Origin of the sequence: Cupriavidus campinensis (assembly GCF_905397395.1) — a bacterium.
In the GTDB taxonomy this organism is placed as follows: domain Bacteria; phylum Pseudomonadota; class Gammaproteobacteria; order Burkholderiales; family Burkholderiaceae; genus Cupriavidus; species Cupriavidus campinensis.
In genome coordinates this window covers 1-19,233 of the sequence record NZ_CAJPVH010000007.1, presented here as the reverse complement: position 1 = coordinate 19,233, position 19,233 = coordinate 1, and the positions used below count along the sequence as shown (strand labels likewise).

The following is a 19,233-nucleotide window of genomic DNA, read 5'->3' as shown; positions in this document are numbered from 1 at the left end:
GACAACCGGATGACCGCCTTGCCGGCCACGCGCCGCGACGACTATCGCGCGCTACATGACGCGTTCCACTGGAACGTGCCCGAGCACTTCAACCTGGCCGACGTCTGCTGCGGCCGCTGGGCCCGAGATCCGGCCACCATGGACCGCGTGGCGGTCTACACCGAGCACGAGGACGGGCGCCGCGACGCCTACACCTACGCCCATATCCAGGCCGAGGCCAACCGACTCTCCCGCGCGCTGCGCGAGCTGGGCGTGGGCCGGGGCGACCGCGTGGCCATCGTCATGCCCCAGCGCATCGAAACCGTCATTGCCGGCATGGCGGTCTACCAGTTGGGCGCCGTGGCCATGCCGCTGTCTATGCTGTTCGGCCCGGAAGCGCTCTCGTACCGCATCGACCACAGCGAAACCCGCGTGGCGATTGCCGACGAGACCGCCATCGACAACCTGCTCGCCGCCCGCCCGGACTGCCCCACCCTGCGCACCGTAATCGGCGCCGGCGCCGCCACCGGCCGGGGCGACCTGGACTGGGACGCCCTGCTGGCCGCCCAGCTACCCACCTTCACCGCCGAGCAGACCAAGGCCGACGAGGCCGCCGTGCTGATCTACACCAGCGGCACCACCGGGCCGCCCAAGGGCGCGCTGATTCCGCACCGGGCACTGATCGGCAACCTGACCGGCTTCGTCTGCTCGCAGAACTGGTATCCGCAGGACGACGACGTGTTCTGGAGCCCCGCCGACTGGGCCTGGACCGGCGGCCTGTGGGATGCGCTGATGCCGGCGCTGTACTTCGGCAAGCCCATCGTCGGCTATCAGGGCCGGTTCTCCGCCGAACGTGCCTTCGAATTGCTCGAACGCTATGGCGTGACCAACACCTTCCTGTTCCCCACGGCGCTCAAGCAGATGATGAAGGCGTGCCCGGACCCGTCCGCGCGCTACCGGCTCAAGCTGCGCGCCATCATGAGCGCCGGCGAAGCCGTGGGCGAGACCGTGTTCTCGTGGTGCCGCGACGCCCTCGGGGTCATCGTCAACGAGATGTTCGGCCAGACCGAGATCAACTACATCGTCGGCAACTGCACCGCGCAGTACGACGACAACCGGCTCGGCTGGCCGGCGCGGCCGGGCTCGATGGGCCGCCCCTACCCGGGCCACCGCGTAGCGGTGATCGACGACGAGGGCCGCCTCTGCCCGCCGGACGAGGACGGCGAGGTGGCGGTCTGCGCCACCGACATCCACGGGCATCCGGACCCGGTTTTCTTCCTGGGCTACTGGAAGAACGAGGCTGCCACGGCGGGCAAGTACACCGAACTGGACGGCCTGCGCTGGTGCCGCACGGGCGACCTCGCCCGCATGGATGCGGACGGTTATCTCTGGTACCAGGGCCGGGCGGACGACGTGTTCAAGTCGTCCGGCTACCGCATCGGGCCGAGCGAGATCGAGAACTGCCTGCTCAAGCACCCGGCGGTGTCGAACTGCGCCGTGGTGCCGTCGCCGGACCCCGAGCGCGGGGCCATCGTCAAGGCGTTCATCGTGCTCACGCCCGCCGTGGCGCGCTCGTTCGACAACGACGCCGCGCTGATCGCCGAGTTGCAGCAGCACGTGCGGGGGCAGCTGGCCCCCTATGAGTATCCCAAGGCAATTGAATTTATCGATCAACTGCCGATGACGACCACCGGCAAGATCCAGCGGCGGGTGCTGCGGCTGCAGGAACAGGAGAAGGCTACGGAGAAAACGAAAGTGGCCGGCGGCGCGCCAGCGCCCACCTCAGCCGGCTGAGGCTTCCAGCCAGGCCAGTTCGTCCTCGTCGAACCCCGCCGCGCGGCGGGCGTCGAGGTTGAACGGGCCGCGCAGCCGGGGGGCGCGGTACTGGTCGGCCAGCGCGGCGTAGGTCGGCACGGGGTCCAGCCCGCGCTGCGCGCACAGCCAGCGGTACCAGTGATTGCCGATGGCCACGTGCCCCACTTCGTCACGCAGGATGATGTCGATGATCGCGGCGGCGGCCTCGTCGCCGGCCTCGGCCAGCTTGGCCCGCACTGGCGGCGAGGCGTCCAGCCCGCGTGCCTCGAGCGTGCGCGGCACCAGCGCCATGCGCGCGAGCACATCGCCGGCGGTCTTGTCGCACATCTCCCACAGGCTGTTGTGCGCCGGGAAGTCGCCGTACTCGGCGCCCAGCGTGGCCAGATGGTCGGCCAGCAGCGAGAAATGCAGGGCCTCCTCGCTCGCCACCTGGAGCCAGTCGCGATAGAAGCGCGGCGGCATGCCGGCAAAGCGCCACGCGGCGTCCAGCGCGAGGTTGATCGCGTTGAATTCGATATGGCACAGCGCATGAATCATCGCCGCCCGCCCCGCCGGGGTGCGCAGCGAGCGGCGGCGCTCCACCTTCTGGGGCGGCACCAGTTCCGGGCGCGCGGGCCGGCCGGGCAGAGCCACGCCGGCAGCGGGGGCGAGTGCCGTATCCGCATCGCCAATGCCCTGCCCGGCCGCTTCTGCGGCCACCATGGCCTCGAACAGCGCCCGGGCTGCATCGGCCTTCGCCCTGGCATCGGTCATGCATAGCACTTCCAGCGCGCGGTGGCGCGGCAGGCGGGCATGCGGCAAATCAAGGCCGGTGGCGGGTGCTGTGACTGGCATAGGCGTAAAATTCCGGGGAGTCGCCATTGTAGAGCGTCACGGCGTGTCGCCACGCCCCGCTTCCCGGGGTGCGCGCGTCCTTCAGTGCTCTTTTAATCGCGGCGGCCATCCCCAATTACACCGGATTGCCTCACCAGCCCCACTGCCTCAGGCAGGACACAGGAGACCCCATGGCGCTTTACCAGATCGGCGACCTCGCCCCGACCATCCACAGCGATGCCTACGTGGCCGCCGAAGCCACCATCATCGGCAACGTGACGCTCAAGGCGCGCGCGAGTGCCTGGCCCGGCGTGGTGATCCGTGGCGACAACGAACCGATCGTGGTGGGCGAGGACACCAACATCCAGGAAGGCTCCGTGCTCCATACCGATCCGGGCGCGCCGCTGACGCTGGGTGACAAGGTCTCCGTCGGCCATCAGGCCATGCTGCACGGCTGCACGGTGGGCGAAGGATCGCTGATCGGCATCCAGGCCGTGGTGCTGAACCGTGCCGTGATCGGCAAGGAATGCCTGGTCGGCGCCGGCGCCGTGGTGACCGAGGGCAAGGTGTTCCCGGACCGCTCGCTGATCCTGGGCGCGCCGGCCAAGGTCGTGCGCGAGCTGACCGATGCCGACGTGGCCAACCTCTACCGCAACGCCGAGACCTACGCGAAGCGCCAGGCGATGTACAAGACCGACCTGAAGCGCATCGACTGATGACATACCGGCGCGCGGCCCCGCCCGCGCGCCCGCAACCCGTGCCTTACCGCTAGATAGATGACGAACGTGACCGCAACCTCGAATCCCGACACCCTCCAGAAATTCCTGTTCGACGCCGCCCCGGTGCGCGGCGAACTGGTCCGCATGGAGGCCACCTGGCAAGAGGTGCTCAACCGCCATGCCTATCCGGCGCCGGTGCGGCGCCTGCTGGGCGAGATGATGGCGGCGGCGGCGCTGCTGTCGGCCAATCTCAAGTTCAACGGGGCGCTGGTCATGCAGCTGCATGGCGACGGCCCGGTGCGGATGCTGGTGGTGGAATGCCTGTCGGACCTCTCGATGCGCGCCACGGCCAAGATCGCCGAAGACACCGCGATTGCCGACGACGCCACGCTCAAGCAGATGGTGAACGTGCACGGCCAGGGCCGCTTCGCGATCACGCTCGACCCGCAAGACAAGCTACCTGGCCAGCAGGCCTACCAGGGCATCGTGCCGCTGTCGGACGAGCACGGCCCGCTGTCGTCGATCGGTGCGGTGCTGGAGCATTACATGCAGGCGTCCGAGCAGCTCGACACGCGCCTGTGGCTCGCCTCGAACGACCAGGTGGCCGCCGGCATGCTGCTGCAGAAGCTGCCGTCGTACGGCGGCACGATGGAAGTGGGTGAGACCGGCGCGCCACTTGACGAAGCCGGCCGCGCGCAGGACCTGGACACCTGGGACCGCGCCTGCCAGCTCGGCGCCACGCTCAAGGACGAGGAATTGCTGGCGGAGTCGCCGGACACGCTGCTGCGCCGCCTGTTCTGGGAAGACCTGCAGGCCACCGGGCTGCGTGTCTTCGAGCCGATGACACCGCGTTTCCAGTGCTCGTGCTCGCGCGCCAAGGTGGCGGGCATGCTCCAGTCGCTCGGCCAGGCCGAGGTGGAAAGCATCATCGCCGAGCGCGGCCACGTGGAGATCCACTGCGATTTCTGCGGCCAGCGCTATGAATTCGACCCCGTGGACAGCGCCCAGCTGTTCACCGCGCCCGTGGCCACCGGTGCCGGCGACGGCGCACACCAACAGCACTGAGAGCACCAAGTCGCCCCCACCTGGAATCCATGACCTGAGGAAAACCGCCATGCAAGCCGATCATCGCCCCCGCCCCTTCTGTTCCCGCCTCGGGCCGGCAGGCGCTGTGGCGATGTTGGCCGTGGCGCTGCTGGCCGGCTGCGCGTCTCCCGTGCCACGGGACATCAATGGCTCGCCGGCCACGGCCCGGCTGATGCCCAACGGCGTGCCGCCAGCCCCGATCACGCCCGAGGAAAGCCAGTCGCTGACGCAGCTGAACCAGCAGATCCTGCGCGACCAGGAGGCGGCCATCGCCCGGCAACAGCAGGCCGAGGCATGGGCATACGCCTATCCGAACACGAGCTGGAGTCTGTACTACGGTGGGTGGGGTGGTGGCCGCTGGGGCGGCGGCGTGGGCGTGAGCAGCCCGGGATACTGGGGTGGCGGCTGGGGTGGCTACCCGTACTGGTGGTAGGCCGGCTCAGTGACCGCCCTTGCCGGCAACGGAATTCGGGGGCGGCGGTAACGGTGGCGTGGCGCTGACCTTCGGGGCCGGGGCCACGAACTGCACGAACACCTCGCTCTCCTTCACCATGCCCAGCTCGTAGCGGGCACGCTCCTCGATTGCGCCGGTGCCGTCCTGCAGGTCGCTGACTTCCCCTTCCAGCTTGGCATTGCGCAGCTTGAGCGCCTGATTATGGGTGGTCTGTTCCTGCACCTGGCGGTTCAGGTCCCATACGCGCAGCCAGCCGCCCTTGCCCAGCCAGAGTGGATACTGGATGGCGAGCAGCAGCACGAACAGCAGCAGGGAAATCAGACGCATCGGGGCAAATTGGATATCGTCAGATTGACGACCACCCCAATGATCCCTTATGCGACCGAAGAATGCAAAATTATCGGCCTGAAAAAACGCAACACTCTGCAACACGAACGTGTCGCGGCGGGGGAGATCTCCCCGCTCCCGGGGCGGGAGGGGGAGACTCGGGGACTTAGCGCAGGTTGTAGAACGCGCTCTTGCCCGGGTACGTAGCGATGTCACCGAGGTCTTCCTCGATGCGCAGCAGCTGGTTGTACTTCGAGATGCGGTCCGAACGCGACAGCGAGCCGGTCTTGATCTGGCCAGCGTTGGTGCCCACCGCGATGTCGGCGATCGTGCTGTCCTCGGTCTCGCCCGAGCGGTGCGAGATCACGGCCGTGTAGCCGGCGCGCTTGGCCATCTCGATGGCGGCGAAGGTCTCGGTCAGCGTGCCAATCTGGTTGATCTTGATCAGGATCGAGTTGCCGATGCCCTTCTCGATGCCTTCCTTCAGGATCTTCGTGTTGGTCACGAACAGGTCGTCACCCACCAGCTGCACGCGCTCGCCCAGCTTCTCGGTCAGCGTCTTCCAGCCTTCCCAGTCGCCCTCGGCCATGCCGTCCTCGATCGAGACGATCGGGAACTTGTCGCACAGGTTGGCCAGGTAGTCGGCGAATTGCGTCGACGACAGCTTCAGGCCCTCGCCTTCCAGCTGGTAGACGTCCTCGGCCTCGTGGTAGAACTCGCTGGCGGCGCAGTCCAGCGCCAGCAGCACGTCCTCGCCCGCCTTGTAGCCGGCCTTCTCGATGGCCTGCACTACCGTGTTCAGGCATTCCTCGTTCGACGAGAAATTCGGCGCGAAACCGCCTTCGTCGCCCACGGCCGTGGACATGCCCTTGTCGGCCAGGATCTTCTTGAGCGCGTGGAATACCTCGGCGCCGCAGCGCAGGGCTTCACGGAAGCTGGTCTGCGAGACCGGCATGATCATGAATTCCTGGATGTCCAGGCTGTTGTTGGCGTGCGCGCCACCGTTGACGATGTTCATCATCGGCACCGGCATCTGCATCGCGCCCGAACCGCCGAAGTAGCGGTACAGCGGCAGGCCGGCTTCCTCGGCGGCGGCCTTGGCCACGGCCATCGACACGGCCAGCATGGCGTTGGCGCCCAGGCGGCCCTTGTTCTCGGTGCCGTCCAGCTCGATCAGGGTGCGGTCCAGGAACGCCTGCTCGGAGGCGTCCAGGCCCATGATGGCTTCGGAGATCTCGGTGTTGATGTGCTCGACGGCCTTCAGCACGCCCTTGCCCAGGTAGCGCGACTTGTCGCCGTCACGCAGCTCGATGGCCTCCCGCGAACCCGTGGACGCGCCCGACGGCACGGCCGCACGGCCCATCACACCGGATTCCAGCAGCACGTCGCACTCGACCGTGGGATTGCCACGCGAGTCGAGAACCTCGCGACCGATGATATCTACGATTGCACTCATATTTCCTCTCTGGACTGTTGAATCTGGTGACTGCGCAAGAATGCCCGCCAACCGTGACAAATGTTGCCGACGATGGTCAGGCGCCCTCGACAACGATCATGTTCATCTTCGCCGCGTGCTCGCGCGACTGCCGCGCGGCCAGGTACTCCTCGCTCGCGTAGAAGGTCTTGGCGGCCTCATAGCTCGGGAATTTCAGCAGCACGACACGCGTGGGCGCCCATTCCCCCTCGAGCGGCTCGGTCTTGCCGCCGCGCACGAGCACCTCGGCCCCGTGCGCCTGCATGGCGCGTGTGGAAAGCACCTTGTACTGCTCGTATTGCTGGGGGTCTGTCACGTCGACGTACGCGATGATATAGCCGGCGGCCATGGGCGATCTCCGAATCTTTTGTATTGTCTTTCGATACGGCGCGTCACGGTCGGTGCAGGATGGACCATGCGGGCCGGAAACGATTCCGCCCGCGACAGGCGCGGGCGGTCACGACCAACACTGGCTCAGGCGCAGGCCGGCCAGCTGAAGTTGTCCTCGAGGAAGCCGCTACGCTTGACCAGCGCATCGAGATCCTTCAGGACCGACAACAATTCCTTCATGCGCGACAGCGGCACGGCGTTGGGGCCGTCCGACATCGCCTTGCTCGGGTCCGGGTGCGTTTCCATGAACAGCCCGGCCACGCCGGTTGCCACGGCGGCACGCGACAACACCGGCACGAACTCGCGCTGGCCGCCCGAACTCGTGCCCTGCCCGCCCGGCAACTGCACCGAGTGCGTGGCGTCGAACACCACCGGGGCGGCGGTCTCGCGCATGATCGCCAGCGAGCGCATGTCCGAGACCAGGTTGTTGTAGCCGAAGGAGACACCGCGCTCGCAGGCCATGAACGCGTCATCGGGCAGACCAGCCTCACGGGCCGCATCACGCGCCTTATCGATCACGTTCTTCATGTCGTGCGGCGCCAGGAACTGGCCCTTCTTGATGTTCACCGGCTTGCCGCTCTGGGCGCAGGCGCGGATGAAATCCGTCTGGCGGCACAGGAAGGCCGGCGTCTGGAGTACGTCCACCACGGCGGCGACGGGCTTGATCTCGTCGATCTCGTGGATGTCCGTGAGCACCGGCACGCCGATCTCGCGCTTCACGGTGGCCAGGATCTCAAGACCCTTTTCCATGCCGAGACCGCGGAACGACTTGCCCGACGACCGGTTGGCCTTGTCGAACGACGACTTGTAGATGAACGGAATGCCCAGCGCCGAGGTGATTTCCTTGAGCTGGCCGGCCGTGTCCAGCGCCATCTGCTCGGACTCGATCACGCACGGCCCGGAAATCAGGAAGAACGGCTGGTCGAGGCCGACATCGAATCCACACAGTTTCATGGCTGCTCCTTCTCTGCGCGCGCTCAGGCGGACTTGCCCTTGCGCTGCTGGCTGGCCAGCGCGGCTTCCACGTAGGCCTTGAACAGCGGATGGCCGTCACGCGGCGTGGACGTGAATTCCGGGTGGAACTGCACGCCAACGAACCACGGGTGCAGGCTCTCGGGCAACTCCATCATCTCCGGCAGGTTTTCCGTCGGGGTACGGGCCGAAATCACCATGCCGGCGCCCTCGAGCTGCGGCACGTAGTGATTGTTGACTTCGTAACGATGGCGATGGCGCTCGTTCACTTCGTCGCCATAGATCTGCGCAGCCTTGGTGCCGGCCTTCACCGGTACGCGCTGGGCGCCCAGGCGCATCGTGCCGCCGAGGTCGGAATCGGCCGAGCGCTGCTCGACCTTGCCTTCGCGGTCCAGCCATTCGGTGATCAGCGCGACCACCGGATGCTCGGTTTCGAGGTTGAATTCGGTCGAGTTGGCATCGGCCATGTTCGCCACGTGGCGGGCAAACTCGATCACGGCCAGCTGCATGCCCAGGCAGATGCCCAGGTAAGGCACCTTGTTCTCGCGGGCGTACTGGATCGCGCGGATCTTGCCTTCCGTGCCGCGCTTGCCGAAGCCGCCCGGCACCAGGATGGCGTCCAGCGGCTGGAGCACTTCCAGGTGGCCGGATTCCAGTTCCTCGGAATCGATGTATTCGATGTTCACGCGCGTGGCGGTATGCATGCCGGCGTGGCGCAGCGCCTCGATCAGCGACTTGTACGACTCGGTCAGGTCGACGTACTTGCCAACCATGCCGATCGTGATTTCGTGCTCGGGGTTTTCCTGCGCGTTGACCAGCTTCTGCCACATCGACAGGTCGGCCGGCTTCGGATCCAGGCGCAGCTCCTCGCAGATCAGGCGGTCCAGGCCCTGCTCGTTGAGCATCTGCGGGATCTTGTAGATGCTGTCGGCATCCCAGACCGAGATCACGGCTTCCTGCGGGATATTGGCGAACAGCGAGATCTTGGCGCGCTCGTCGTCCGGAATCGGGCGGTCGGCGCGGCACAGCAGCGCCGTCGGCGAAATACCGATTTCGCGCAGCTTCTGCACCGAGTGCTGGGTCGGCTTGGTCTTCAGCTCGCCCGCGCTGGCGATGAACGGCACCAGCGTCAGGTGCACGAAGGCGCAGTGGTTGCGGCCCATGCGCAGGCTCATCTGGCGCGCGGCCTCGAGGAACGGCAGGGATTCGATATCCCCCACCGTGCCGCCGATCTCCACCAGCGCCACGTCGGCCTTGCCCTCGTGCGAGGCGGCCGCGCCGCGCTCCACAAATGCCTGGATCTCGTTGGTGATATGGGGGATGACCTGCACGGTCTTGCCCAGGTACTCGCCCCGGCGTTCCTTGCGGATCACCGATTCATAGATCTGGCCGGTCGTGAAGTTGTTCGATTTCCGCATCTTGGCGGAAACGAAGCGCTCATAGTGCCCCAGGTCGAGGTCGGTTTCCGCGCCATCTTCGGTCACGAACACCTCGCCGTGCTGGAAGGGGCTCATCGTGCCGGGATCGACGTTGATGTAGGGATCGAGCTTGAGGAGGGTGACTTTGAGGCCGCGCGACTCGAGAATGGCCGCGAGCGAAGCAGCAGCGATGCCCTTGCCGAGAGAAGAGACGACGCCACCGGTGACGAAGACGAATTTGGTCATAAACCGAGCTTGCCGGGGAAATCGGGATTATACATGAGCGGCCGTCCCGCGCGGCCCCGGAAATTGTGACAGCCGGGGTAAAACCGGGCCGGGTGCTACCCGGTTGCGCCGCGCTGCGCCTCCTTGCGCCCAATGCGCCGCACGGGCGCGGGTTGGCGCCGCCCTGCCTGCGAGCCAACTGTCGCCTAGCGCGATTCCTGCCGGATCTTGCCGATCAGGTCACGCACCAGCGCAGCGGTTTCGAGGGGCTTTTCCATCGGATAGAGATGGCCGCCCTCGATAAAGCGCAAGTGCTCGCCCACCAGCCGGCGCGTGGCGCCCAGCCCGCACTGGCGTACCTCGCGCGAGCGCGTGCCGGCGACGAAGCCCACCGGCACCGGCGCGCCCCGGGACACCTTGCGGCCCAGGCTGGTTGGCAGGGTCCGGTAGATCTTGTATTCCACCTCGCGATCGAAGCGCAGCCGCCGCTCGCCGGCGCGGCCGGTCGGCTCGGTGCCGTGCTCGGCGTAGTCGCTCAGGACCTCTGGATCCCAAATGGCGAAATTCTTCTTGGAGAGGAAGTGATGGCGCACCGCCTCGGCGTCCGGCCAGTGGGTGCGGCGGTTCTTCGTCACGGCCGCCGGGCCCGGCTTCTCGTCGAGACCGAATATCTGCGAGAACCGCAGCAGCCCGGCGCGCCAGCCGGCAATCACCGGCGAGTCGAGCATGACCACCCCGCGCACCCGGGCAGGCCGGCGCAGCGAGGCCATCAGGGACAGGAAGCCGCCCAGCGAATGGCCGACCAGCCACACCGGGCGCTCGGTGCCGTCACGCGTGGCGCGGTCCAGTTCGTCTAGCAATTCCTCCACCAGATGGGGCCACTCGCGCGTGACCGGGTACTTCGGGTCATGGCCGTAGCGCTCCACGGCGCGGATATCGAATTCGTCTTCCAGTGCGCTGAACAGCTTGCGATACGTGCGCACCGGAAAGCCGTTGGCGTGCGAAAACAGCAGGATGTCGCGCATGCGGCGTCTTGGGAGGTCGGAATGCCGGGGAAGCGGCGATCAGTGGGGGGCGATCAATGGGGGAGATCAGTGTTCGCGGCGGGCCCGCACGGGCTGGCCCCAGCGGTCCGCCTCATCGCGCGCGAGCGGGAATTCCGCCGGCTCCGCCGCATCCCACTCGGGGTTGCAGATCTCGCCAAACACCTGGCGCAGGCGGTGGCCCCAGGTGTCGCGGATCATGCGGAAGTAGGCGTTGCGTTCGTCGATATTGACAAAGCGGGTCACGCGCAGCGCATCGGCCTCATAGACCAGCAGGTCCAGCGGCAGGCCCACGGAGATATTCGATTTCAGCGTGGAATCCATCGAAATCAGCGCGCACTTGGCGGCCTCGCCCAGCGGCAGCGACGGCGACACCACGCGGTCGATGATCGGCTTGCCGTACTTGGCCTCGCCAATCTGGAAATAGCAGTTTTCCGGTGTCGATTCGACGAAGTTGCCGGCCGCATAGATATTGAACAGCCGCGGCCGCTCGCCACGGATCTGGCCACCGAAGACCAGACTCACGTTAAATTCGATGCCGGCATCGCGCAGCGCATGGGCGTCGCGCTTGTGCACGGCGCGCACGGCGTCGCCGACGATGGTGGCGGCCTCGAACATGTCCCGCGCGGTCCAGAGCGAGCGCTTCTCGTCGCGGCCCTCGGCCAGGCACTGGCGCACGGACTGGCTGATGGCGAGGTTGCCGGCGGTCATCATCACCATCACGCGGTCGCCCGGCTCTTCGAACACGGTCATCTTGCGGGCCGTGGAAATGGCGTCCACGCCGGCGTTGGTACGGGAATCCGACAGGAATACCAGGCCGGCATCCAGCCGCATGGCTACACAGTACGTCATGGGAATCTTGTTGGTTTTGGGCCGCGCGCCGGTTCGGCGGCGCGCTCAGGGCAAGCTTGCATTCTAGCGCCCCGGCGCGACGCGAGCCGCCTCGGGTGGCATCGGCCATCTGGAACGGCCGTCTGATTGGCCGGCGCGCGGCGCGGGAAGGTCAGTCGGCAGCCGGCACCGGCGCCATGGGCGGAATGGGCGTGATGGCGATCTCGACTTCCATTGTCTCGCCAGTCCCGCCCTCCAGAATGCCCCGAATTGGTGCAGCGGAGGCGTAGTCGCGCCCCACGGCAAGGCGTACGTGGCGGCCATCGGTGAGGCACCGGTGCGTCACGTCTATGCTGCACCAGAGCGCGCTGGCGGCGTCCAGGCAGACATCGGCCCAGGCGTGGCTGGCCATCGAGGTTGCAGCCGGGTCATAGAAGTAACCACTGACATAGCGTGCCGGAATGCCGAAGGCGCGGCACGCGGCCACCATCACCTGCGCCTGGTCCTGGCAGACGCCGCTGCCGAGCGCGAAGGCATCGGCGGCGCTGGTGCCGACGTGGGTGGTGTTGGCGCTGTAGCGCACGCGGTCCGCAATGCCATCGGCCAGCGCCAGCAGCGCCGGCACGTCGTGGCCGGCGGCCAGGAACGGCGCGGCGAACGCGCGCAGCGCGGCCGGGGCCTGCGTGAGCGGCGTGGCGGCCGCAAAGTACAGCGGCGATACGCGCGACTCGCCGGCATCCGGCAGGTCGTGGAAGCCATGGTGGCCGGGCGACTCCGCCTCATCAAGAGGCGAAATCATCACCTCCACTTCGCCAGTCGCCGTGATCGAAATCGTCTGGGCGGGGCCGGACAGCGTGAAGTTATGGACGATGTTGCCAAAGCCGTCGCGGGCCTCGGACAGGTTGCCCGGTGCAGTCAGGGTCCAGTCCTGCACGGACTGAAGCGGCCCCGTACGCGGCACAAGCCGCAGTTCGTGCACGCTGCGGCGCACCGGCTCGGTGTAACGGTAGACCGTCTTGTGGTGGATCTTGTATTTCACGATAGGGCACGCGCCGCGGCGACCGGTGCCCGGCCCGCCACCCGCCCGATCCGGCAACGGTGTGGCGAGCCCGGCACCTCGTCAGGCAGCCAGCGGGACGAGGAAGTCCCGGCTGATGCCGTTGCCGAGATCGCCAATGCGCTCCAGGAAGCTGGTCAGGTAGGCGTGCAGGCCAACGGCGAAGATGTCGTCGATGCGCGCGTATTTCAGGTCGGCGTGGAGTTTACCAGCCTGCCGCTCCGTCTCCGACGACTGCTGGTTGGCCACCAGCGCGAGAATCGCGACCACCTCGTCCATGCTCGAGACCAGCGAGCGCGGCATGTCCGGCCGCAAGATCAACAGCTCCGCCACGCGTTGCGGCGTGATCACGGCGCGATAGATCTTGCGATACACCTCGAAGCCGGACACCGAGCGCAGCACGGCCGCCCAGTGATAGAAATCGTTCTGCTCGCGATTCAGGTCGTCGTTCTGCAACTGGCTCTGGGACTGCCCGCCGCCGTCCTGGGATTGGGATTGGGACTGGCTCTGGGAGCCCCCGCCCTGATTCTGACTCTGCAATTGGCCGCCCTGGAAGGCAAGGTCGTCCTCGTCGCGCCGGCCGGACGCCTGGAACTTGACGTCGAGGATCCGCGCGGTGTTGTCGGCCCGCTCCAGGAACGTGCCGAGCCGCATGAAGTGGAAGGCATCGTCCTTGAGCATGGTGCCGAACTGCACGCCGCGCGCCAGGTGCGAGCGGAACTTGACCCACTCGAAGAAGCGGGACGGGTCGTCGCGCAGTTCGCCATCGGCGATCATGCGCTGCACGTCCAGCCAGGTGGTGTTCAGCGTCTCCCAGACCTCCGTGGTCAGCGAGCCGCGCACCGCGCGGGCGTTTTCGCGCGCCGCGCGCAGGCAGCTCATGATCGACGACGGATTGGTCATGTCGCGGACCATGAAGTCGATCACGTCGTCCCGGTGCAGCAGGCCGTACTTGTGGTCGAAGGCGTTGGTCAGCTCGGAAATATCGAGCATCGCCCACCAGCCCTGCTCGGCCACTTCGGCGGACTGCGGCAGCAGCGAAGTCTGGTAGTTGACGTCGAGCATGCGCGCGGTGTTCTCGGCGCGCTCGGTATAGCGGGACATCCAGAACAGATGGTCGGCGGTGCGGCTCAACATGATGGGTTCTCCCGGCGATCGGCGTATTCCATGGCTCAGCGCTCCAGCACCCAGGTGTCCTTGGTGCCGCCCCCCTGCGAGGAGTTGACCACCAGCGACCCTTCGCGCAGCGCCACGCGGGTCAGCCCGCCCGGCACCATGCGCACCTCCTTGCCCGACAGCACGAACGGCCGCAGGTCGATATGGCGCGGCGCGATGCCCGACTCCACATAGGTCGGGCAGGTGGACAGCGCCAGCGTCGGCTGGGCGATGTACTGCTCGGGACGCGACTTCACCACCTCGCGGAACTGGTCGATCTCGGCACGCGTGGCCGCCGGGCCGACCAGCATGCCGTAGCCGCCCGCGCCGTGGGTCTCCTTGACCACGAGGTCGGCCATATGGTCGAGCACGAACTGGAGATCGTCCGGGCGCCGGCACATATAGGTCGGCACGTTGTTGAGGATGGCCTCCTCGCCCAGGTAGAAGCGGATCATGTCCGGCACGTAGGGGTAGATCGACTTGTCGTCGGCCACGCCCGTGCCAATGGCGTTGCTGATCGTCACATTGCCGGCCCGGTAGACCGACAGCAGCCCGGCCGCACCGAGCGCCGAATCTGGACGAAATGCGAGGGGATCAAGGAAGTCGTCATCCACGCGGCGGTAGATCACGTCGATGCGCTGCGGCCCCTGCGTGGTGCGCATGTAGAGGTGCTCGTCCTCGACGAACAGGTCGCTGCCCTCCACCAGTTCCACACCCATCTGCTGGGCCAGGAACGCATGTTCGAAATACGCCGAGTTGTACATGCCCGGCGTGAGCACGACCACGGTGGGATCGGCGATGTTCTGGGGCGACACGCTGCGCAGCATGTCCAGCAGCAGGTCGGGATAGTGCGCCACCGGCGCCACCCGGTTGCGCGCGAACAGCTCCGGGAACAACCGCATCATCATCTTGCGGTTTTCAAGCATGTACGAGACGCCGGACGGCACCCGGAGGTTGTCCTCCAGCACGTAGAACTCGCCCTCGCCGGCGCGCACCACGTCGATGCCGGCCACGTGGGCGTAGATGTCGCGCGGCACGTCGATGCCGAGCATCTCCGGCCGGTACTGCGCGTTGTTGTAGATCTGGTCGGGCGGAATCACACCGGCGCGGATGATGTCCTGGCCGTGGTAGATATCGTGGATGAACCGGTTCAGCGCGGCCACGCGCTGGCGCAGGCCGCGCTCTAGCGTGGCCCACTCGCTAGCCGGAAAGATGCGCGGAATCACATCGAACGGAATAGTCCGTTCGGTGCCGCTGTTCGACTCGTCCTTGTCGCCGTAGACGGCAAAGGTAATGCCCACGCGCCGGAAGATCAGGTCCGCCTCGGCGCGCTTGTTGTCCATTGTCGATGCGGACTGCCGCCCGATCCAGTCCGCAAAATTGCGATAGTGGGCCCTGACCGCCCCGGACGGCAGCGTCTGTCCGGCCTCGATGGCCGCCACCACGCCGTCCTCCCGCCCTTCCAGCATCTCGTCGAAAAACCGCGCCGCCATGATGGCCGCTCCTTCGTGAAATGGGCGCCCGCGCCGGCCTCGTACTGACCGTGCCGTGCCGTCTCCCCGGTCGCCCGTTTGTCGATGCCTTGTCGAGTTGGCTCTTTCAGCATATCCGCGCCGGCAAAACCCGCAAGGGTCACGCGCGCCGGCACGTGAATTCGGTTTAGCAAGATGCTTGCCAGCCAGGCGCCGCCGAAGGCACGGCGCCCCGAGGCTGGGCTGGCGGTGTCAGGTCAGCTCCGGTCAGCCCAAGTCAGGCGGCGGGCTTCCCGCTGCAGGCGGCCGACTCGGGCGGGCACTTGTCCAGAATGTCCTGGACCAGTGCCTCGGGCGTGCGGCGGATATCCAGTACCAGCGCGTCGCGCGGCTCCTCGAGGGTATCGAACTGGCTTTGCAGCAGCGCCGGATTGAAGAAATGGTCCGTGCGCGCCGACAGCCGGCTGCCGATGGTGCCGGCGTCGCCCTTCATGAAGACGAAGGTCACGCCGCCGTCCGGCGGGGTCAGGCGGTCGCGGTAGGTCTGGCGCAGCGCCGAGCAGGTGAAAACGTGGGTGCGGCCCTCGGCCCGGGCGGTGTCGATGGCGGCGCGCATCGCGGCCAGCCAGGGCCAGCGGTCCTCGTCGGTCAGCGGAATGCCGTTGTGCATCTTGGCCTTGTTGGCCTCGCTGTGGAAGGCGTCCGCATCGTGGAAGCCGCAGTGCAACTGGCTGGCCAGCAGCTGGCCGACCGTGGTTTTCCCGCTGCCGGAAACGCCCATCAGGATATAGATCATGTCTGCTCCGTCGATCATGGTCGGATGGTCGGGCCATCCTTGTCGGTAGCCTTCGGGCGCGAAAAACGTGGCGCGAAGGTGCACCGCGGCATGGAGATACCGGGCCGCGGCGATTGCTGAAAATCGTAAAACGACTAAACGACGATTAAACGACGACTAAGTGCGTGCAGGGCAAGGTGAGCGTTTGCCTATTGTGCGACCGCGCTGGCCGTTTGGACAGCGGGCGCGGCGTCGGCCTCGGACAAGTCCAGGGCACTGCCGCCTTCCTCGGCGATCCGGGCATGGCGCCGGAACAGTCCGAACAGGCCGCGCCCCATGCTGAAGCGCGCAAACTCGTCGTCCGGCGCGGTCGCCGGGATGCGCGCAGCGAATTCGGCCTGCACGCCGGCATCGCCAACCAGGGTCAATGTGCCGGATACGGCATCTACGCGGATACGGTCGCCGTCGCGCACCCGCGCCAGCGGTCCGCCGACAAGCGCCTCCGGCCCCACATGGATCACTGCCGGCACCTTGCCTGACGCGCCCGACATGCGGCCATCGGTCACCAGCGCCACCTTGTGGCCGGCATCCTGCAGCGCGCCGAGCGCCGGCGTGAGGCGGTGCAACTCGGGCATGCCGTTGGCATTCGGCCCCTGGAAGCGGACTACCGCCACCACGTCGCGATTCAGTTCGTCGGCCTCGAAGGCGGCTTGCAGCGCCTCCTGGGAGTCGAACACGCGGGCCGGGGCCTCCACGATCCGATGCTCGTCGGCCACGGCCGACACCTTGATCACGCCCCGGCCGAGATTGCCGGCCATCAGGCGCAGCCCGCCCTCCTTCGAGAACGGCGCCGACGCCGGGGCCAGCACGGCTGCATCGCCGCTGGTGGCCGGACCATCGCGCCAACGCAGCGTGCCGTCAGTCATCACCGGCTCCTCGGTGTAGCGCGCCAGCCCTTGCCCCATCACGGTCTGCACATCCTCGTGCAGCAACCCCGCCTCGAGCAGCTGGCCAATCACATAGGCCACGCCACCGGCCGCGTGGAAGTGGTTCACATCGGCCGAGCCGTTCGGATAGACGCGCGCCAGCAGCGGCGTGACCGCCGACAGGCGGTCGAAGTCATTCCAGTCGATGACGATGCCAGCGGCACGCGCCATGGCGACGAGGTGGATCGTATGGTTCGTGGAGCCGCCCGTGGCCAGCAGGCCGACCATGGCGTTGACGATGGCGCGCTCGTCCACGATCTGGGCGAGCGGCGTGTACGCGTTGCCGCGCGCAATCAGCGCCAGCGCGCGCTGCGCCGCGGCCGCCGTCAGCGCATCGCGCAGGCCGCTGTCCGGGTGCACGAAGGCCGAGCCCGGCACGTGCAAGCCCATGATTTCCATCAGGAACTGGTTGCTGTTGGCCGTGCCGTAGAAGGTGCAGGTGCCGGCGCTGTGGTAGGCGGCGCATTCGGCCTCCAGCAAGGCGTCGCGGCCGACCTGACCGGTGGCGTAGAGCTGGCGCACGCGCGCCTTTTCCTTGTTCGAGAGGCCGGTCGCCATCGGGCCGGCCGGCACGAAGACGATGGGCAGGTGCCCGAACTGCAGCGCCCCCATCAGCAGGCCCGGCACGATCTTGTCGCACACGCCGAGCATCAGCGCCGCATCGAAGGTGTTGTGCGAGAGCGCGACCACCGTACCCATGGCAATGGCGTCGCGCGAGAACAGCGACAGCTCCATGCCGGCATTGCCCTGCGTGATGCCGTCGCACATCGCCGGCACGCCGCCGGCCACCTGGGCCACGCCACCCACCGCGCGCGCCGCCTCGCGAATCACGTTCGGATACCGCTCGTAGGGCTGGTGGGCCGACAGCATGTCGTTGTACGCGGTAACGATGCCGAGATTCGGCGCGTGCTCGACGCGCAGCTTGAGCTTGTCGTCAGCCGGCAGCGCGGCGTAACCGTGCGCCAGATTCGCGCACGACATGCCGCGCAGCGGGCCGAGTTCCCGCTGCGCGCGCTCGCAGCGCGCCAGATAGGCGGCGCGGCTCGCGCGGCTGCGCTCGACAATGCGTTGCGTAACGGCCGACACCTCGGCATGAACGGATTGGGTCATGGCGGACATGTTCCTCGTGGGGAGCGCAGGGCAAAAAACGCCCGTTGATCTGTAGATTTTCTACATTATAGCCTTGGCCCTTAGCCTGCTGGAAGCCACTTTCTGACAGAAATATGGCTTTGTCAAAGCAAATACGGGAAAGCCCTAAGGTGGCACAGCCCCGATTCCCGATCGATCCTCACTTCATTTTGTGTAGAATCTCTACACTTTCAATCCAGAATGGCCACGTCGATGGCCAGCCGAGACCCGCACCACCATGCGCGACCGAATCCTTGCCGTCTACGACACGCTCCGTCCGTCCGAACGCCGCCTGGCTGACTACGTCACCCGCCACGGCGCCAGCGTGATCCGCCTGTCGATGCCCGAACTGGCCGAACGCGCCGGCGTTTCGCAGCCGACCATCGCCCGCTTCTGCGCCGCGCTGGGCTACGACGGCTTCAAGGAGTTCAAACTCCAGTTCGCCCAGAACCTGGGCGGTGGCACGCCGTTCGTCCACCAGGACGTGGAGGCCGACGACCGCCCCGCCGACATCGCCGGCAAGGTCTTCGACCGCACCATCGCCACGCTGATGGCCGTCCGGAACGCCCTGTCGGCCGACCAGATCGAGCACGGCATCCGGCTACTGGCCAGCGCGCGCCGCATCGAGTTCTACGGCTGCGGCAACTCGGGCATCGTCGCGCTCGACATCCAGCACAAGTTTTTCCGCCTCGGCATTCCCACCACGGCCTACTCCGATCCGCACGTCTTCAGCATGTCCGCCGCACTGCTGCAACCTGGCGACGTGGCGGTGCTGGTCTCCAACAGCGGCCGCACCTGGGACATGCTGACCGCCGCCACGCTCGCCCGCGCCAGCGGCGCAAGCGTGCTGGCGCTGACCCACAGCGGCTCGCCCCTGGCCCGGCTGGCCGACGTCTGCGTGTTCTCCGACGTCGAGGAGGACAGCGAGGTCTACACGCCGATGACCTCCCGCATCAGCCACCTCGTGCTCGGCGACGTGCTTGCCGCCGGCGTGGCGCTGGAACGCGCGGACACCGTCGCGGCTGGCCTGCAACGTGCCAAGGCGCACCTGCGCGAGCGCCGCATCGGCGGCGCCGCGCCGGAGGCGCCGGCGTCCCGCGAAGCCGTGGCGGCC

17 protein-coding genes and 1 pseudogene are annotated in these 19,233 nt (G+C 67.1%); 5 read left to right on the top strand and 13 right to left on the bottom strand.

Annotated elements, in window-relative coordinates; translation table 11 throughout:
* Nucleotides 1-9 precede the first annotated feature (9 nt).
* Nucleotides 10-1,773 (top strand): acyl-CoA synthetase, encoded by a 1,764-nt coding sequence (locus tag KHO18_RS06440; protein WP_211942921.1) that lies wholly within the window; start codon nucleotides 10-12, stop codon nucleotides 1,771-1,773.
* On the opposite strand, the gene KHO18_RS06435 is transcribed toward KHO18_RS06440, so the two are convergent.
* Nucleotides 1,762-2,628: a ferritin-like domain-containing protein gene (locus KHO18_RS06435; RefSeq protein ID WP_144196040.1), complete on the bottom strand. Its 867-nt coding sequence runs from the start codon at nucleotides 2,626-2,628 to the stop codon at nucleotides 1,762-1,764. The two genes, KHO18_RS06440 and KHO18_RS06435, sit on opposite strands and share 12 nt — an antisense overlap.
* A gap of 170 nt (nucleotides 2,629-2,798) precedes the next feature.
* Here KHO18_RS06435 and KHO18_RS06430 point away from each other — a divergent pair, with 170 nt between their 5' ends.
* From KHO18_RS06430 to KHO18_RS06420, 3 genes are all read left to right on the top strand, one after another.
* The gene (locus KHO18_RS06430; protein ID WP_144196042.1) at nucleotides 2,799-3,323 is read left to right on the top strand and encodes a gamma carbonic anhydrase family protein; all 525 of its coding nucleotides are present in this window, start codon (nucleotides 2,799-2,801) and stop codon (nucleotides 3,321-3,323) included.
* Between the two features lie 60 nt (nucleotides 3,324-3,383).
* A complete protein-coding gene (gene hslO, locus KHO18_RS06425) occupies nucleotides 3,384-4,391 on the top strand; it encodes an Hsp33 family molecular chaperone HslO (RefSeq protein ID WP_211942920.1) in 1,008 nt (335 codons plus the stop codon).
* A gap of 112 nt (nucleotides 4,392-4,503) precedes the next feature.
* A complete protein-coding gene (locus KHO18_RS06420) occupies nucleotides 4,504-4,845 on the top strand; it encodes a hypothetical protein (protein ID WP_377731488.1) in 342 nt (113 codons plus the stop codon).
* A gap of 6 nt (nucleotides 4,846-4,851) precedes the next feature.
* Here KHO18_RS06420 and ftsB read toward each other — a convergent pair whose 3' ends face one another.
* The 12 genes and pseudogenes from ftsB to edd form a co-directional block, all read right to left on the bottom strand.
* On the bottom strand, nucleotides 4,852-5,193 hold the full coding sequence (gene ftsB, locus KHO18_RS06415) for a cell division protein FtsB (RefSeq protein WP_092292635.1): 342 nt from the start codon (nucleotides 5,191-5,193) through the stop codon (nucleotides 4,852-4,854).
* A 166-nt stretch (nucleotides 5,194-5,359) separates the two neighbouring features.
* Nucleotides 5,360-6,649 carry a phosphopyruvate hydratase gene (gene eno / locus KHO18_RS06410; protein ID WP_144196046.1) on the bottom strand — a complete coding sequence of 430 codons (1,290 nt, stop codon included), beginning with the start codon at nucleotides 6,647-6,649 and terminating at the stop codon, nucleotides 5,360-5,362.
* Between the two features lie 76 nt (nucleotides 6,650-6,725).
* Nucleotides 6,726-7,016, bottom strand: a complete 291-nt coding sequence (locus KHO18_RS06405) for a DUF1330 domain-containing protein (RefSeq protein WP_144196048.1) — start codon at nucleotides 7,014-7,016, stop codon at nucleotides 6,726-6,728.
* Between the two features lie 125 nt (nucleotides 7,017-7,141).
* Nucleotides 7,142-8,011, bottom strand: a complete 870-nt coding sequence (gene kdsA, locus KHO18_RS06400) for a 3-deoxy-8-phosphooctulonate synthase (RefSeq protein WP_211942919.1) — start codon at nucleotides 8,009-8,011, stop codon at nucleotides 7,142-7,144.
* A gap of 23 nt (nucleotides 8,012-8,034) precedes the next feature.
* Nucleotides 8,035-9,693 carry a CTP synthase gene (locus KHO18_RS06395; RefSeq protein ID WP_144196052.1) on the bottom strand — a complete coding sequence of 553 codons (1,659 nt, stop codon included), beginning with the start codon at nucleotides 9,691-9,693 and terminating at the stop codon, nucleotides 8,035-8,037.
* Between the two features lie 185 nt (nucleotides 9,694-9,878).
* A complete protein-coding gene (locus tag KHO18_RS06390; RefSeq protein WP_144196053.1) occupies nucleotides 9,879-10,697 on the bottom strand; it encodes an alpha/beta fold hydrolase in 819 nt (272 codons plus the stop codon).
* Nucleotides 10,698-10,763: 66 nt separating this feature from the next.
* Entirely contained in the window at nucleotides 10,764-11,567 is an 804-nt protein-coding gene (locus tag KHO18_RS06385) for a peptidase (RefSeq protein WP_186296751.1), read from the bottom strand.
* A gap of 151 nt (nucleotides 11,568-11,718) precedes the next feature.
* On the bottom strand, nucleotides 11,719-12,585 hold the full coding sequence (locus KHO18_RS06380; RefSeq protein WP_144196054.1) for a transglutaminase family protein: 867 nt from the start codon (nucleotides 12,583-12,585) through the stop codon (nucleotides 11,719-11,721).
* A gap of 81 nt (nucleotides 12,586-12,666) precedes the next feature.
* A pseudogene (locus tag KHO18_RS06375) lies at nucleotides 12,667-13,743 on the bottom strand (alpha-E domain-containing protein); the annotation flags it as partial.
* Between the two features lie 32 nt (nucleotides 13,744-13,775).
* A complete protein-coding gene (locus KHO18_RS06370) occupies nucleotides 13,776-15,251 on the bottom strand; it encodes a circularly permuted type 2 ATP-grasp protein (RefSeq protein WP_144196058.1) in 1,476 nt (491 codons plus the stop codon).
* A 256-nt stretch (nucleotides 15,252-15,507) separates the two neighbouring features.
* Complete coding sequence (locus KHO18_RS06365) at nucleotides 15,508-16,026, bottom strand: gluconokinase (protein WP_092292614.1); 519 nt, start codon at nucleotides 16,024-16,026, stop codon at nucleotides 15,508-15,510.
* A gap of 188 nt (nucleotides 16,027-16,214) precedes the next feature.
* Complete coding sequence (gene edd / locus KHO18_RS06360; RefSeq protein WP_211942918.1) at nucleotides 16,215-18,101, bottom strand: phosphogluconate dehydratase; 1,887 nt, start codon at nucleotides 18,099-18,101, stop codon at nucleotides 16,215-16,217.
* A 256-nt stretch (nucleotides 18,102-18,357) separates the two neighbouring features.
* On the opposite strand from edd, the gene KHO18_RS06355 reads away from it, so the two are divergent.
* The coding region (locus KHO18_RS06355; RefSeq protein ID WP_211942917.1) for a MurR/RpiR family transcriptional regulator at nucleotides 18,358-19,233 on the top strand (876 nt) is incomplete at its 3' end.